This is a genomic window from Streptomyces pathocidini (assembly GCF_001418495.1).
GTDB lineage: Bacteria > Actinomycetota > Actinomycetes > Streptomycetales > Streptomycetaceae > Streptomyces > Streptomyces pathocidini.
The window spans coordinates 1-15,628 of record NZ_LIQY01000235.1 but is presented as its reverse complement, the minus strand read 5'-3'; the positions used below and the strand labels follow the sequence as shown (position 1 = coordinate 15,628).

Genomic DNA, 15,628 nt, shown 5'->3' with positions numbered 1-15,628 from the left:
CCCCAGACTCCGTCCAGGGGGACCCCCATCGCCCTTGCGGAACGCCTGCCCACACCGGAACGGTGTCCCCGCCCACCGGCGGAGCCGGAGCCCGCACCGGAATGGAACCCGCGCCCACACCGGAACGGTGTGCCGCTCAGCGCGAGCGACCCGGTGTGCGCCGGGGCGGACCGGTATGACCATTTGAGGGCGGATTGACCAGCTTTCGCGTATCGCGTTAGCGTAGAGACTCCGCCACGCGGCTCTGCCCGCCGCGTGGGCAATTCGATCCGCGTCCAAGGATCGGTGAAGCCCACGCCGCAATCCCCCGGCGCTCGCCCGGAAATGGCAGAGACATCATGAAGAAGGACCCCCTCCTCGCGTGGACCCCCGCGGCCGTCGTCTTCGACTGCGACGGCACGCTGATGGACACCGAACGCCACTGGGAACACGCCCGAGAACTCGTCCGCACCAGACACGAATTGGCGGACGACCCCGAGTTCCCCGCCCGAACCAAGGGCCTGCACTACACCGACTGCGGCCGCCTCCTCGCGGACTCCGCCGGACGGCCCGACCTCGCCGACCGGATGGCCCGCGAACTGCTCGACGCCTTCACGGAACGCGTCGCGGAGGACCCCGCCACAGCGCCGGGCGCGGTCGAACTGGTCGGCATGCTCGGCCGGTTCGCCCCGCTGGCCATCGCCAGCAACTGCCCTCGCGACGTGGTCGAGTTCTGCCTCGGCACGGCCGGGCTGCTCGACTACTTCGAGCACATCGTCGTGCCGGGCGACGGCGTGCTCCCCAAGCCGCACCCGGACCCGTACGCCTCCGCTGCCCGCCTCCTGGGCGCCGAACCGACCGACTCCCTCGCGGTGGAGGACTCCCTCTGCGGGATCATGTCCGCCGCGCGGGCCGGTCTGCGCGTCATCGGCGTCGGCCCGCACCCGGAGGGCGAGGAGCAGGCCCTGGTGGACCTGTGGGTCTCATCCCTGGCCGAGCCGGAACTGCTCACCTGGGCCGGAACCCGCATCCCCCGCCAGACGCGCGGCGGTTGACCCCGGACCGCCGTCGCCTGAGGCCCTGTCGTCTCAGGCCCCGTCGCCTCAGGCGCCGCGGCCTCAGGCGAAGACCACCGTCCGCGCCCCGTTCAACAGCACGCGGCGCTCGCTGTGCCACTTCACCGCCCGCGCGAGCGCTTGGCACTCGACGTCGCGGCCGAGGGCTACGAGCTGGTCCGGGGTGACCCAGTGCCCCACCCGCTCCACTTCCTGCTCGATGATCGGCCCCTCGTCGAGGTCGGCCGTCACATAGTGCGCGGTGGCGCCGATCAGCTTCACGCCGCGGATGTGCGCCTGGTGGTATGGCTTGGCGCCCTTGAAGCTCGGCAGGAAGGAGTGGTGGATGTTGATGAGCCGGCCCGACAGCGCCTTGCACAGGTCGTCGGAGAGGACCTGCATGTAGCGGGCGAGGACGACGAGTTCGACCCCCTCGTCCTCGACCAGCTCCAGCAGCCGCGCCTCCGCCTCCGGCTTGTTCTCCCGCGTGACCGGGAGGTGGTGGAAGGGGATCCCGTACGAGCGGACGAGCTCCTCGAAGTCCGGGTGGTTGGAGACCACGGCCGCGATCTCCACCGGCAGCGCCCCGATCCTCGTACGGAACAGCAGGTCGTTCAGGCAGTGCCCGAACTTGCTGACCATGAGGACGATCCGCATCTTCTCCTCGGCCGCGTGCATCTGCCAGTCCATCGCGAAGCGGTCGCCGATCGCGGCGAAGCTGGCGCGCAGCTTCTCCAGCGTCACCGATTGCTCGGCCGAGAAGTGCACGCGCATGAAGAACAGGCCGGTGTCGTGGTCGCCGAACTGCTGGCTGTCCTCGATGTTGCAGCCGGTCATGAACAGGTAGCTGGACACCGCGTGCACGATGCCCTGCTTGTCCGGGCAGGAGAGAGTGAGGACGTACTGCTCAGGGGCCTGAGCGGGGGCGGCGGACTGCGGCTCGTTCATGCCCCTTAGCGTTGCACACCCGCCCGTCCCGCCGGGGGGCCTGTGGATAACCCCGGCGGGCTTCGCCGTGCCCGAAGCGGTGCGCGCCTACTAAGCCGTCCGGTTCATGATCGCGAGAACCTCCAGGGAGCGCGGCGGCGCTTCCGGGTCCTCGCCGTCGTTCGCCGCGAGCCGTATGTGCGCCTCGCGCGCGGCCCGCACGGCCTCCGGCCATCCGTGGTGCTCCATGTACGCGGTGACCGGGGCGTCCGCGCCGACCTGGTGCATGATGCGCAGCACCCGGAGCACGGCGGTGTCCACGAGGGCGGCCTCCTGGGCGTCGCGGAAGATCGTCCCGACGTACTTGTCCGCGGACCAGCTGTCGAGCCAGGTGTCCTCGACGAGCCGGTACACGGCGTCGGTGACGTCCCCGAACCCTTCCCTCCCGGCCAGCCAGCACTCCTGCTGGAAGGCGGGGTCGGAGAGCATGTGCAGCGCGGAGCGCACATTGCTGCGCCAGCGCCACCACGGCATGTCATTGAGTGGCATGCCGCCCATGGTGGTCGAGCGACGGCCGCGACGGGAAGACCTCTCCGAACCTTGCACAACAATGGATCGTACGTTCTTCACAGCGCCGCCCGATCGGCGCCCCTGCTGTTCACCCCTGCGTCACCCGCTCTTACCTCGACGTCACTCCAGAGTTCCGGGGCTGCCGGAAAGGTGCAGCTCTATGACCGGATGGCGACGTCCCTCCTTCCCTCGCCCCTCTTCTCCTCCTCGTCCCCTCAAGAACGCCGGGATCGCCGGGTTGGCCATGGCGGCGGGTGCGACGCTGCTCGGTGGGTGTGGCCAACTGCCCGGAACCTCCGCCCCTGCCCGGGGGCCCGTGGTCGTCATGACCTGGGCGCCAGAGGGTACCAAAGCGACCAATATGCCGGGAATGCCTGCCATGGCGCAGGCGTATGCGCGCTGGATCAACAAGCACGGCGGTCTCGGCGGCCGCGAACTCAAGGTGCTCACCTGCAACGACCGCAACAACACCGTAGGTGCCGGACGTTGTGCGCGCCGGGCGGTGGCGGAGGACGTGGTCGCGGTCGTCGGCTCCTACAGCCAGCACGGCGGGTCCTTCATGCCGCAGCTGGAGGCCGCCGGCATTCCCTATATAGGTGGATACGGTCTGACCGACGAGGAGTTCGGCAGCCCGCTGTCGTACCCGGTCAACGGTGGTGTGGCCACGCTGCTCGCGGGCAACGGGCAGCAGCTCGCGGGCGGCTGCGAGAGGGTCTCGCTCGTGCGGCCGGACACCATTGCGGGCGATCAGATGCCCTCCCTGCTCAACGCGGGCCTCCTGGCGGGCGACCGGCGCCGCGCCAGCGACGTGCGCGCCCCGGAGAGCGCCACCAACTACGCGCGCCAGGGCGAGCTGGCCCTGGAGCGGGCGGGCGCGGACCCGGCCCTGGGGGCCGCCGAGTACGGGGCCAAGGCCGACGGCGCGTGCGTGACGGCCGTCCTGGGGGACCGGACGGACACCTTCTTCGACTCCTTCCGCCACCTCCAGGAGGACCGGCCCAAGGTGCGGATCGCTTCCGTACTGGGCAGCGTCCAGCAGGCGCTGGTGACGCGTACGGGTGGGCGGTCCAGCCCGCTGGACGGGGCGTCCGTGACGGGCTGGTACCCGGTCGAGAGCGATCCGCGCTGGGCGCCGATGCGCAAGGTCATCAGCGAGAACGCCTTCGGCGACAACCGCATCGACCCGGCCGACCCCGGCGTCCAGACGACCTGGATCGCCTACACCGTGCTGCGTGCCGCGGCCGAGTCCCTGGAGGGCGGCGACATCACGTCGGAGTCCGTCCGCCGCGCCCTCGACGGGGGAGTGGGGCCCGACGGCGTCGACACCGGCGGCCTCACCCCGAAGCTGAGCTGGCGCTACGAGGACATGCTCGCCGTCCGCGGCTTCCCCCGCATCACCAACGCCATGGTCACCTACCAGGAGGTCCGCAAGGGCCGCCTGGTCTCCACCCGCGACGGCTTCATCGACGTCTCCAAGACCTTGGAAGACCGCCCTCCGGAGGGCTGACGACGCCTTGTTCAGCCCCTCCGGAGTTCCTACCCAGCCCCTCCGGCGTTTGAGGAGCGGGGTCCGGGGCGGAGCCCCGGTTTCGGGAAGGGGCGGGTCAGGGGATCTCTACAGCTCGGTGACCTGACGCTTGGTCAGGCCGTACTTGGTGGCGATCTGGTTCCAGAGGGCAGCAGCCTGCTGCTTGGCCTGGGTGGCGTCACCACTCGCCTTGTTGCCGGCGCCCGTGTGGCTGGTGATCCGCGCCCGCCCCTTGGGGCAGCCCTTCTTGCCCGCCGCGGCGACCTGGTCGGCCCACGCCGCGTAGTGGTCGTCCGCGGCGGCGGACGCCTTCCACGCGCGCGTGAGGGAGTTCGTGAGCGCCTGGTGGTTCGGCAGTCGGTCGACCGACATCTTCTGGAGGCGGCTCACCAGACCGTTGCGCTGCCCAGCCGCGTCGCGCAGATCCTGCGCCGCCTGGTCGAGGTTCTTGCACCCGTTGATGCTCTGCACGGACTTGATCACCGCCGCGCGGCTGTTGTTGCTGTCGGCCAGCAGTGCGTCGAGGTCCTTGGCCTGGCCCTCGGCCGGGTCGGCCGCCGGAGCGCTCTCGCCGCCGTCGTTCTCGGCCGGCGCGCTGGACTGCGCAACGCTGCCCGCCGGTTCGGTGTCGTCCCCGTCGCCGCTGAGCACGGCCCCGGCGACGAGCCCCACGACGGCGCACCCGGCGACGACCATGCCGATCAGAACACCCCGCGAGAGCCCCTTGCGCGGCTTCTCGTCCCCGTCGGGGTCCTGGGAGCCGTGCGGGCCCCGCTGCGCGTGCGAGGGCGCCTGCGGGCCCCCGTACGACGGCTGCTGGCCGTACGGCTGGTGCACGGCGGGCTGCTGGGCGCCGTAGGCGGGCAACTGCTGGGTGGCGGCGGCCGCCTCGGGTCCGCCGTCGGCCCGGAAGAGCCCGTCGAACTCGGAGGGCGGCTGCCGGTCACCGGGCATACCGGGGCGAATGCCATAAGGCGTGCGGGCGGGCAGTTCGGGCGACTGGGCCGCGTGGGCTCCGCCCGCACCGGGGATCGGGGCGCCGATGAACTGGGTGGCCTCGGCGTCGGACCCGCCCGGCTGCGACTGCGGCGGCAGGGGGCGGCGCCCCAGGAACGTCGTTGTCTCGGCGGGCACTTCGGGCGGCAGCGGGCCGCCCCCGGGCACCGGCGGAATGAACTGCGTGGCCTCGGCGTCAGGAGCCCCGGCGGCCTGGCCGTGCGCCGGGCCGCCCGGCGCTCCGGCGTCATGGCCCTGCCGGAGCCCTTGGTGGAGGTCGCGGCGGCGCAGCTGCTGGGTCTGCTCGGGAGAGACGGCGGGCGCGGGAGCGGCCTCGGAGCCCGGCAGGACCTGCGGCTGCTGCTCGGCCGGGTCCGGCCCCCAGGGCTGGCCCCACGGCTGCCCGGCGGCGGGCACGGTCTGCTGGTCGGGCACGTACGGATCGCCGTGCGCGGGCAGCACCACGCCCTCGTAGGCGGGCCGGGTCGCAGGCAGCTGCGGCTCGTTCCCCTGTCCGCTGTGCGTCACCGGGACTCCTTGGCTATGGCTGATGCTGAAACGGAATGGAACTTACGGAAGCGTCGGTTCACGCTACCGGGTGATTCCGCTGCCATGCCACGGTCGCCGGCCGGCCACCGGCCCGTCCCGCCCCACTTGTTGATCAAGTCCAGGTCATTCGCTGGTCAGGGCCGGATCAGGCCCTGATGAGGCGTCCGTCACGCGCCCCCGAAACGCTCCCGCAGCTGGTATTTCAGTACTTTCCGCAACGTCTCGTTGCGTGGTAGTTCGTCCACGATCTCCAGTTGTTCCGGAAGTTTGTGCCGGGCCAGCCCCAGTCCCTGGAGGAAGGCGGTCGCCGCCTTCAGCGTCAACTGCCCGGCCCCCTTGGGCTGGACGGCCACCGCGCACACCCGCTCGCCCCGCGTCTCGTCCGGGAGCCCGACCACGGCCACGTCGGCTATGTCCGGGTGCTGGTAGAGCAGTTCCTCGATCTCCTGCGCCGAGATGTTCTCTCCCTTGCGGATGATGACGTCCTTCAACCGTCCGGTAAGGACAAGGTGCCCGTCCTCGCGTACGTGCCCAAGGTCCCCGGTGATGAAGAACCCGTCCGCGTCGAAGGCGGCGGCGGTCTGATCCGGGTCCGTATAGCCCCGGCACACCGCCTCGCCGCGCAGCCGCACCTCCCCGTCCACGATCCGTATCTCCATGCCGGCGGGCGGCCGCCCCTCGGTGTGGGCGAGCTGCTCCTCGGTGTCGTCCGGCGACCCGATGGTGATCATCGGTGCCTCGGTCATGCCGTATCCGTGGGCGAGTCGGCAGCCCAGCTCCGCCCGCACCTCGTGGTAGAGCTCCGCCGGCTTGGCCGCCCCGCCGCCCGCCAGCAGCCGCAGGCTGGGGATGAGCCTTCGGGCGGGGTCCTTGCGCTGCTCGGCCAGGAACATCGAGTAGAAGGCCGTGGAGCCGCCCGCGACGGTCACGCCGTGCCTGCGGTAGCCGTCCAGCGCCTCGGGCATCGCGAACTTCTCGAAGAGCACGGCCGGGAACCCCGACAACAGCAGCATCACGAGGTAGTCCGGGCCGCCGATGTGCGCGTACGGGAAGGCGATCGAGCCGATGTCGGAAGGGCCGAGCCGCAGCGCGTGCGCGAGGCAGGAGCCGCCCGCTATCAGGCTGCGGTCGGTGTGCAGGACCCCTTTGGGGTCGGAGGTGGTGCCCGAAGTCCAGTAGATCCAGCGGACGTCGGTCCCCGAGGAGGGCGGGGGCGGCAGCGTCGCGGGATCGCCCTCGGGAAGGGCCTCGTAGGCCTCCAGGAGGCGCGGGGAGGCCGGGAGGCGCTCCGCCATCGCCGCGTAGTCGAAACCCCGCCAGACGCCCGGCTGGGCGAAGAACTCCGCCTCGGCGGTGCGCAGCGCGAACCCCACCTCGCGGTCGCGGTAGATGGGGATGACCGGGCTCTGTACGGCGCCCAGGCGGGCCAGTGCCAGCGACAGCACCACCGTCTCGATGCGGGTGGGCAGTTGCCAGGCGAACCGGGTGCCGGGGCGCACGCCCAGCGAGTACAGCCCCGCCGCCGTGCGCTCGGCGGCCCTGCGCAGGCCCCCGAAGGTCAGCCGCCGGTCGTCCCGTGCGGAGTCGGCGGCCTGGAGGAGTGCGGGCGCCTCCGGCGTGCGCGCCGCGCGCCGCTCGACCAGCTCCCAGAGGGTCGCCGAACCGGACAGGTCGTGGGCGGTGGCGGCGTGCGCCGCCCCGGCCGGATCGGTGGTGACGGGACCGGTCATGGCGACCCCCTCGGGACGGCCTCTCGCAAGGTTCTTCTGACGGTTCGTCAGATATTGAGGAGCATAGACGTCCGCGCCTTGTCGGTCCAGGGGTCGCGGGCTAGCCTCGGATCGACGGAATCTGACGGATCATCAGAAAATCGGGAGGCGTGGCGATGGAGCTACCGCGGATCATCAGCGTCGACGACCACGTGATCGAGCCCGCGCACCTCTTCGAGACCTGGCTGCCGGCCAAGTACCGGGACCGCGGCCCGAAGGCGGTCACCGAGGGCATCGGGGAACTGGCCTACGTCGGCGGAAAGTACGTCATCACCATGGACCCCGAGGGCCCGCCGACCGACTGGTGGATCTATGAGGACCTGAAGTTCCCGTACAAGCGCAACATCGCGGCCGTCGGCTTCGACCGCGACGACATGACGCTGGAGGGCATCACACGCGCGGAGATGCGGCGCGGCTGCTGGGACCCGGAAGCCCGCCTCAAGGACATGGACATGAACCATGTGGAGGCGTCCCTGTGCTTCCCCACCTTCCCGCGCTTCTGCGGCCAGACCTTCGCCGAGGCACACGACAAGGACGTCGCCCACGCGTGCGTGCGCGCGTACAACGACTTCATGGTCGAGGAGTGGTGCGGCGACAGTGGGGGCCGGCTCATCCCGCTGTGCATCATCCCCCTGTGGGACATCGACCTGGCCGTAGCCGAGATCCGGCGCAACGCCGCCCGCGGGGTCCGCGCCGTGACCTTCAGTGAGATCCCCACCCATCTGGGGCTGCCCTCGATCCACTCCGGCTACTGGGACCCGTTCTTCGCGGTGTGCCAGGAGACCGGGACGGTCGTCAACATGCACATCGGCTCGTCCTCGCAGATGCCCGCCGCCTCCCCCGACGCGCCCCCAGCCGTCCAGGCCTCCCTCAGCTTCAACAACGCCATGGCCTCGATGATGGACTTTCTCTTCAGCGGCGTCCTGGTCAAGTTCCCCCGGCTCAAACTCGCCTACAGCGAGGGCCAGATGGGATGGATCCCCTACGCGCTGGAACGCGCCGACGACGTCTGGGAGGAGCACCGAGCCTGGGGCGGGGTGCGCGACCTGATCCCCGAGCCGCCGTCCACGTACTACTACCGCCAGATCTTCGCGTGCTTCTTCCGCGACAAGCACGGCGTGGCCTCGCTGGACGTCGTCGGCCGCGACAACGCCACCTTCGAGACCGACTACCCGCACGTGGACTCGACCTTCCCGCACACCAAAGAGGTCGCCCTCGACCACGTGAAGGGCCTGGACGACGAGACCGTCTACAAGCTCATGCGCGGCAACGCCATCCGGATGCTGAGTCTGGACCTCGACCGGGGCCTCGCCCCGTCCTTCGGCCGCTGATGGACCTGGCCTACAGCGAGGCGGAGGAGGCCTTCCGGCACGAACTGCGCGCCTGGCTGGCCGAAGCGCTGCCCAAGCTGCCCGCCAAGCCCGACCCAAGGGACTGGCCCGCCCGCCGGACCCACGACCTCGCCTGGCAGCGGGCCCTCCACGACGCCGGGTACGCGGGCCTGCACTGGCCCGAGGACGCGGGCGGGCGCGGCGCCACCCCGACCCAGCACCTCATCTTCCTGGAGGAGACCGAACGCGCGGGCGCCCCCTATGTGGGGGCCAACTTCGTCGGCCTCCTCCACGCCGGGCCGACCATCGCCGCCGAGGGGACGAACGAGCAGCGCCGGCGCTGGCTGCCGCCCATCCTGCGCGGCGAGCAGGTGTGGTGCCAGGGCTTCAGCGAACCGGACGCGGGCTCCGACCTGGCCGCCCTGAGGACCCGGGCCGTACGGGACGGGGACTCCTATGTGGTCAGCGGATCCAAGATCTGGACCTCCCACGCTGAAGTCGCCGACTGGTGCGAGCTGTTGGTGCGCACCGACCCCGCGGCGCCCAAGCACCGGGGCATCACCTGGCTCGCCCTGCCCATGGACACGGACGGCGTGACCGTACGGCCGCTGCGCACCCTCGCCGGGTCGGAGGAGTTCGCCGAGGTGTTCCTGGACGAGGTCCGGGTGCCCGTCGCGAACCGCGTGGGCGAGGAGAACGACGGGTGGCGGGTCACCATGGTCACCCTCTCCTTCGAGCGGGGCACGGCGTTCGTCGGCGAGGTCGTCGCCTGCCGCCGCGTGCTGGGCGAACTCGCGCGCACGGCCCGCGCCGACGGCCGGTGGGACGATCCGGCGCTGCGGCGCCGGCTGGGGCGCCTGGCGGCCGAGTTCGCGGCCCTGTGGCGGTTGACGCAGTGGAACGTCAGCGAGGCCGAGCGGTCGCTGCGCGGCGGCGGGAGCGGGGTGCCGGGGGCCGGCGGCTCGGTCTTCAAACTGCGGTACTCGCACGCCCGCCAGGAGCTGTACGAGGCGGCGGCCGAGGTGCTGGGCGCCGGGAGCCTGGACGCGGACCACGAGTGGGTCGCCGACCGCCTCTCCTCGCTCTCGTACACCATCGCCGCCGGCACCTCCGAGATCCAGCGGAACATCGTCGCCGAGCGCATCCTCGGCCTGCCGAAGGGGCGGTGAGAGGAGCGGTGGACTTCCTGCTCACAGAGGACCAGCTGGCGCTGCGGACGGGCTTCCAGGCGCTCCTGGAGGGCCGCTTCGGGCGCGACCGGCTGCGGGCTGCCGTGGAAGGGCCCCCATTGGACCGGGGACTGTGGCGCGAACTCGGTGAGGCGGGGTTCTTCGCCCTGCGGCTGGCCGAGGCGGACGGCGGGGTGGGGCTCGGCCTCCAGGAAGCGGTGCTGCTCTTCGAGGTGGCGGGCGGGGCCCTACTGCCCGGGCCGCTCGTCGCGACCCACCTGGCGGTCACCTATGGAGCCGTCCCGGGCGCGGACGGTGCCCTGGAGGGCGGTTCGGCGGAGGCGCCTCCTATGGGACCGGTCGTCACGGCTCTCGAACCCTCGGGGCTGATCGAGCACTTGGAGTCGGCCGACGCCGTACTGGTGGGGAGCGAGGGCGGCGCCCCGGTGGCCGCCGTGCGCCCCGCCGAGCTGCCCTCGGCGCCCCTGCGGTCCGTGGACCCGCTGACGCCCCTGTGCCGCCTCCGGAGCGGCGCGGAAGGGCGAGAGGCGCCTGGGCTGCCACAGGGGCCTGTGCGGCGCGAGGCAGCCCTGCTGACGGCCGCCCTGCAACTCGGCAGCGCGGCCCGTACCGTCTCGACGGCCGTCCGGTACGCGCGCGAGCGCGAGCAGTTCGGACGGCCGATCGGCGCCTTCCAGGCGATCAAGCACCTGTGCGCCCGGATGCTCGTGCGGGCGGAACTGGCCCGTGCCGCCGTCTACGCCGCCGCCGTCACCGAGGCCCCGCACGACATCGCGGGCGCCAAACTCCTCGCCGACGAGGCCGCCGTGAACAACGCCCGGGACTGCCTCCAGGTCCACGGCGGCATGGGCTTCACCTGGGAGGCGGATGTGCACCTGCACCTCAAGAGGGCCTGGGTGCGCAAGGAGCAGTGGCAATCCGCGCACGAGGCGGAAGATCTCCTGGCGGATGGCCTGATCGACGAATTGTCGCCATGATCCGGGCGTTGGGTCCGTCACGGGCGTCACGGAGCGTTGATACCGGGTTGTGTCCTAGACGTGACTCGTCACAGGAGGGAGTCGCGGATCACCTCCGGTACGCTCCGTGGGGTGCGAGTGGTACGGAGGCGCAACCACCCCGGCGAGGCCCCTGAGGCGAGGCCGGCGAAGCGCGTGCGCCCCGCTCGTGCCCGGTGGGGGCGCGGAATCCCCCGCTGTTGGACTCCCCTCGATGAGCGCCGCACAGTATGCAGCACGCGTACTCCGTTGCGTCGGAATATGCCCGAAGCGCTTGTTGGGGTGACTGTACGTCAACCATGCTGTTTTCCATGGGAGTCACATTCAGTGACTGCATGGAGGCGCGAGGCGATGTGTCCGCCGGTTCGGATGGTGTGAGCGGTGCAGGTGCTTCAGGTTCAGTTGGAGGTCCGGCCCGACCCCTCGGAGGTGGGGCGGGCCCGGAGGTGGGCGCGCTCGCGGCTGGCCGGGTCGGGGATAGAACCTGACGAGCCACTGGCCGAGACCCTGATCCTGCTCATCTCGGAGCTGGTCACCAACGCCGTGGTCCACACCGGCTGTCCGGCCGTCCTGCGGATGCTGCTGCCGGACGTGTCCGAGGGCCCCGGCCCGGACGGCGGGACCGCCGGCCACGCGCGCGTGGCCGCCGTACGGGTCGAGGTCGCCGACCGCAGCACGCGCGCGCCGGCGCCGCGGCGGGCCCAGGGCGAGGACACCAATGGGCGCGGCCTGGAACTCGTCACCGGCCTTGCCGACCGCTGGGGTTGGCAGCCCGAGGACGGTGGCAAGAGCATCTGGTGCGAGATCGACCGCGCGCAGGCGCCCGCCGCCCGCGAGGCCGATCCGGAGCCCGCGCCGCGCGTCAAGCCGCAGCCCCGGCCGCAGGGGCCCCTGGGGCGCGTTCTGGGAGTGGGCGCATACGAGATGCATTGCGCCGCCATAAATCGGGCATAATCTGCAAAGTCCTGATCGGGTGTTGACGTCGGGTGTCCGGTTGATGACCCTTGGGGCAGCGATTCGCCGCGAGGGGACGTCGAGGCGCCCTGGCCTTCCGTGGTGACTCCTTGGCGAGTGCGGGTCGCGGTCCGGGGTGGCGGTCCGCTGTGCCGTGCTCGGGGCGCGCACGAGCGCACCGCCATCGCCTGGCCGACCGGGCCCGTGCGCTCCCGCGCCACGGGCCCGCGGCGCGAGTGGCTCACAGCACGGCCACCGGCGCGACGGGCGCCCCGGTCCCGCCGACGAACGGCTCGGGCGTCGCCGCCAGCAGGAACTCGTACCGCCCCTCCTCGGAGCAGGCCTCCGACAGCTCCTCCAGGTTCCAGTTCTGCCCCTGGAGCATGCCCATCTCGACCAGGTCCAGGGCGTGGACGCCCAGCCACAGGTCCTCGATCTCCGGCGGGAAGATCTCGAAGACGAGGGTGTCGTTGGCGACGGCCGCGACATCGCGCGCGTGGAACCACTCCGGGCAGCGGATGGACAGTCCGGGGGACGGGAACGCGTACCCGTGCTTGTCCCCCGCCAGGTACTGCCGGATCTGGCCGGTCCTGACGAGCACGATGTCGCCCGCGCGTACGGCGGTGCCCGCCAACTCCTCTGCCGCCTCCAGGTCTTCGGGGGTGACCGCGTGGTCGCCCGCCAGGCGGCCGTCCGTGCCCATGGCGCGGGCCACATCCAGCAGGACCCCGCGCGAGACGATGTGCCGGGCCTTGTCTATGCCGTTGAACGCGGACCGGCTGTGGGCGGTGATGGAGTCGGCGGGGCGGCCGTTGTAGATCCGGCCCGAGTGGGAGACGTGCGGGAGGGCGTCCCAGTGGGTGGCGGCCTGGAGGCCCATCGTCACGGCGTCGTCGCTGGTGGCCACGGTGCCGGGCCCGAACATCTCCAGGTTGACGGCGACCATGGTGTGCAGCGGGTTGACCCGCCCCGGGATCATCCCCGTCTGCACGCCGTCCTGTTCCAGGGGGAGCGCGAGCGGGACGCGGCGGCCGGAGCGGACGGTGGCCGCCGCGGCGCGGACGACCTCGCCGGTGATGAGGTTGAGCGTGCCGACCTCGTCCTGCGCGCCCCAGCGGCCCCAGTTGTTGACGCGCTGGGCGATCTCGTGGAACTCCGGCGGCAATGGCATGGCCTTCCCCTTCCCTCGTCCCGCGCGGGTGCGCCGGCGTACGGGTCTTGCCGTACGGGTCTTGTGTTTCGCGCCCGCCTCTGCCGAGAATCTAACGGTCCGTCAGAAACTGCGGGAAGGGGCGCGGCGTGGGGAACTTCTTGGCAGGCAAGGTCGTTGCCGTGACAGGTGCCGGGCGGGGCATCGGGCGCGCGGTGGCCCTGGCCTGCGCCGCCGAGGGAGCGAAGGTCGTCGTCAACGACTACGGCGTCTCCATCGAGGGCGCCGAGCCCGCGAGCGAGATCGCCGGGACCGTGGTCAAGGAGATCGAGGCCGCGGGCGGCGAGGCGGTCGCCGTCGCGGACGACATCGCGACCATGGCGGGCGGGCAGCGGGTCGTCGACACCGCGCTGGAGCGGTACGGGCGGATCGACGGCGTGGTCTGCGTCGCCGGGATCCTGCGCGAGCGGATGCTGTTCAACATGAGCGAGGAGGAGTGGGACCCGGTCGTCGCCACCCACCTGAAGGGCACCTTCACCGTCTTCCGCGCCGCCTCCGCGGTGATGCGCGAGCGGCGCGGCGGCACGCTCATCGGCTTCACCAGCGGCAACCACCAGGGCAGCGTCTCCCAGGCCAACTACTCGGCGGCCAAAGGCGGCATCATCTCCCTCGTCCGCAGCGCGGCCCTCGGGCTCCACAAGTACGGGGTGACGGCGAACTGCGTGGCACCCGTGGCCCGTACCCGCATGTCGGCCAACGTGCCCATGGAACTCAAGGAGATCGGCGAGCCGGAGGACGTCGCCGCCCTCGTCGTCTACCTGCTCAGCGACCGCGCCAGAGAAGAGAGGATCACCGGGCAGGTCTACACGATCGCCGGCCCCAAGATCGCGGTCTGGGCGCAGCCCAGGGAACTGCGCGCCGCCTACGCGGACGGCTCCTGGACCCCGGAGAAACTCGCCGACTTCCTCCCGGGCACCGTCGGCACGGACCCCATGCCGATGCTGACCCAGCTCGAGGCGATGGCCGCGGCTGCGGCGTCCAAGGAACGCCCCAATGCGTAGCCGCCGTCCGGCGAGGGCGGGGCGGACCCCTGGGATGCCGCTGTGGGGCAAGCGGCACGTGGCCGTGCGGGCGCGAGGCAGCCAGAAGAGCCCCGGCGCCCGGGCGTGGCCGTCGAAGCGCTCTGCTGCGGGACCCGGCATACGGGGCCGGTTGGCGATCACCCCGAGGGTGTCGCCAGACCTCACCGTGTACGGGTCCGCGGGGCCATGGGCCGTCACGGCAACAGCCCTGACGGCAGACCACGCTGACCACCACCCCCGCGCCCCGCGCGGCAACTGAGGGGAGAAGGCGTGGACTTCCGCTTCGGACCGGAGGACGACGCGTTCCGCGACGAGGCGCGGGCGTGGCTCGACGCGCACCTCGTCGGCGAATACGCCGCCGCCGCGCGCGACGGCAGGCCCGGCAGCGAACACGAGCGCACCCCCACGCGCCGCTCCTGGGAGCGCGAACTCGGCGCGGCCGGCTGGATCGGCCTCGGCTGGGACCGCCGCCACGGCGACTACGGCAACCGGACCGCCACCCTGACCCAACAGGTCGTCTGGGCCGAGGAATACGCCCGCTCGGCCGCCCCCGGCAGGGTCGGCCACATCGGCGAGAAGCTGCTGGCCCCCACCCTCATCGCACACGGCGACGACGGGCAGCGCAACCGATTCCTGCCCGCCATCGCCCGCGGCGAGGAACTGTGGTGCCAGGGCTACAGCGAGCCCGACGCCGGCTCCGACCTCGCCGCCCTGCGCACCGCGGCCGTCCGCGACCTGGCCGACGGCACATACCGCGTCACCGGCCAGAAGATCTGGACCTCTCTCGCACACGACGCCCACTGGTGCTTCGTCCTGGCCCGCACCGAGCCGGGCTCACAACGCCACCACGGCCTCTCCTTCCTCCTCGTGCCCATGGACCAGCCCGGCAGGATCGAGGTCCGGCCCATCCGCCAGATGTCCGGCACCGCCGAGTTCAACGAGGTCTTCTTCGACGGCGCCGTGGCCAGGACCGAGCACCTCGTCGGCGGCCCCGGCAACGGCTGGCGCGTCGCCATGGGTCTCCTGGCGACCGAGCGCGGCGTGTCCACCCTCGTCCAGCAGATCGGCTTCGCCGAGGAACTGGCCCAGATCGTCCAACTGGCGCTGAAGACCGGCGCCACGAAGGACCCGGTGCTGCGCGACCGGCTCGTGCGCCAGTGGGCCGAGCTGCGCACCATGCGCTGGAACGCCCTGCGCACCCTGGGGTCAGGCGCCGACCCCGGCGCCCCCAGCGTCGCCAAGCTGCTGTGGGGCGGCTGGCACCAGCGCCTCGGCGAACTGGCCATGCAGGTGCGGGGCGCCGCCGCCGCGCTCGGTCCGACGGACTGGTCGGCCGACCGCCCGTACGAACTAGACGCGCTGCAGCGCCTGTTCCTCTTCTCCCGCGCCGACACCATCTACGGCGGCTCGGACCAGATCCAGCGCAACATCATCGCCGAGCGGGTGCTCGGCCTCCCGAAGGAAGCGCGATGACGGCAGACAGCGCGAGCGGGGCGGCGGGTGCGAGACGGGCGGAAGACGCGGCGGCTGCTCCGGGGGCCCCGCCCCGCCCC

13 protein-coding genes are annotated in these 15,628 nt (G+C 71.9%); 8 read left to right on the top strand and 5 right to left on the bottom strand.

The genetic code is table 11. The features are described 5' to 3' along the window. Positions 1-338 precede the first annotated feature (338 nt). Positions 339-1,034 (top strand): HAD family hydrolase, encoded by a 696-nt coding sequence (locus tag AOK16_RS13000; RefSeq protein ID WP_055472418.1) that lies wholly within the window; start codon positions 339-341, stop codon positions 1,032-1,034. Between the two features lie 63 nt (positions 1,035-1,097). On the opposite strand, the gene purU is transcribed toward AOK16_RS13000, so the two are convergent. Then, positions 1,098-1,982 (bottom strand): formyltetrahydrofolate deformylase, encoded by an 885-nt coding sequence (gene purU, locus AOK16_RS12995; RefSeq protein ID WP_055472417.1) that lies wholly within the window; start codon positions 1,980-1,982, stop codon positions 1,098-1,100. A 90-nt stretch (positions 1,983-2,072) separates the two neighbouring features. After that, on the bottom strand, positions 2,073-2,573 hold the full coding sequence (locus AOK16_RS12990) for an SCO4402 family protein (RefSeq protein ID WP_107098338.1): 501 nt from the start codon (positions 2,571-2,573) through the stop codon (positions 2,073-2,075). A gap of 118 nt (positions 2,574-2,691) precedes the next feature. Here AOK16_RS12990 and AOK16_RS12985 point away from each other — a divergent pair, with 118 nt between their 5' ends. Continuing rightward, positions 2,692-4,038 carry an ABC transporter substrate-binding protein gene (locus AOK16_RS12985; protein ID WP_079101321.1) on the top strand — a complete coding sequence of 449 codons (1,347 nt, stop codon included), beginning with the start codon at positions 2,692-2,694 and terminating at the stop codon, positions 4,036-4,038. A gap of 108 nt (positions 4,039-4,146) precedes the next feature. Here AOK16_RS12985 and AOK16_RS12980 read toward each other — a convergent pair whose 3' ends face one another. Both AOK16_RS12980 and AOK16_RS12975 read right to left on the bottom strand, forming a co-directional pair. After that, positions 4,147-5,583 carry a hypothetical protein gene (locus AOK16_RS12980; RefSeq protein WP_055472415.1) on the bottom strand — a complete coding sequence of 479 codons (1,437 nt, stop codon included), beginning with the start codon at positions 5,581-5,583 and terminating at the stop codon, positions 4,147-4,149. A 188-nt stretch (positions 5,584-5,771) separates the two neighbouring features. Then, positions 5,772-7,334, bottom strand: coding sequence for a class I adenylate-forming enzyme family protein (locus tag AOK16_RS12975; protein WP_055472414.1), 1,563 nt, complete (start codon positions 7,332-7,334; stop codon positions 5,772-5,774). Positions 7,335-7,489: 155 nt separating this feature from the next. Here AOK16_RS12975 and AOK16_RS12970 point away from each other — a divergent pair, with 155 nt between their 5' ends. The 4 genes from AOK16_RS12970 (at position 7,490) to AOK16_RS12955 (ending at position 11,843) form a co-directional block, all read left to right on the top strand. Then, positions 7,490-8,704, top strand: coding sequence for an amidohydrolase family protein (locus AOK16_RS12970; RefSeq protein WP_055472413.1), 1,215 nt, complete (start codon positions 7,490-7,492; stop codon positions 8,702-8,704). Continuing rightward, positions 8,704-9,873: an acyl-CoA dehydrogenase gene (locus AOK16_RS12965; protein WP_055472412.1), complete on the top strand. Its 1,170-nt coding sequence runs from the start codon at positions 8,704-8,706 to the stop codon at positions 9,871-9,873. Before AOK16_RS12970 ends, AOK16_RS12965 begins: the two co-directional genes overlap by 1 nt. 8 nt (positions 9,874-9,881) lie before the next feature. Continuing rightward, entirely contained in the window at positions 9,882-10,871 is a 990-nt protein-coding gene (locus AOK16_RS12960; RefSeq protein WP_055472411.1) for an acyl-CoA dehydrogenase family protein, read from the top strand. Positions 10,872-11,270: 399 nt separating this feature from the next. Continuing rightward, positions 11,271-11,843 carry an ATP-binding protein gene (locus tag AOK16_RS12955; protein ID WP_240483544.1) on the top strand — a complete coding sequence of 191 codons (573 nt, stop codon included), beginning with the start codon at positions 11,271-11,273 and terminating at the stop codon, positions 11,841-11,843. A gap of 241 nt (positions 11,844-12,084) precedes the next feature. Here AOK16_RS12955 and AOK16_RS12950 read toward each other — a convergent pair whose 3' ends face one another. After that, positions 12,085-13,014, bottom strand: a complete 930-nt coding sequence (locus tag AOK16_RS12950) for a cyclase family protein (RefSeq protein ID WP_055472410.1) — start codon at positions 13,012-13,014, stop codon at positions 12,085-12,087. A 128-nt stretch (positions 13,015-13,142) separates the two neighbouring features. Here AOK16_RS12950 and AOK16_RS12945 point away from each other — a divergent pair, with 128 nt between their 5' ends. Continuing rightward, positions 13,143-14,054 (top strand): SDR family NAD(P)-dependent oxidoreductase, encoded by a 912-nt coding sequence (locus tag AOK16_RS12945; protein ID WP_055472409.1) that lies wholly within the window; start codon positions 13,143-13,145, stop codon positions 14,052-14,054. 291 nt (positions 14,055-14,345) lie between these two features. Next, positions 14,346-15,548: an acyl-CoA dehydrogenase family protein gene (locus AOK16_RS12940; protein WP_055472408.1), complete on the top strand. Its 1,203-nt coding sequence runs from the start codon at positions 14,346-14,348 to the stop codon at positions 15,546-15,548. The last annotated feature ends 80 nt before the right edge of the window (positions 15,549-15,628 follow it).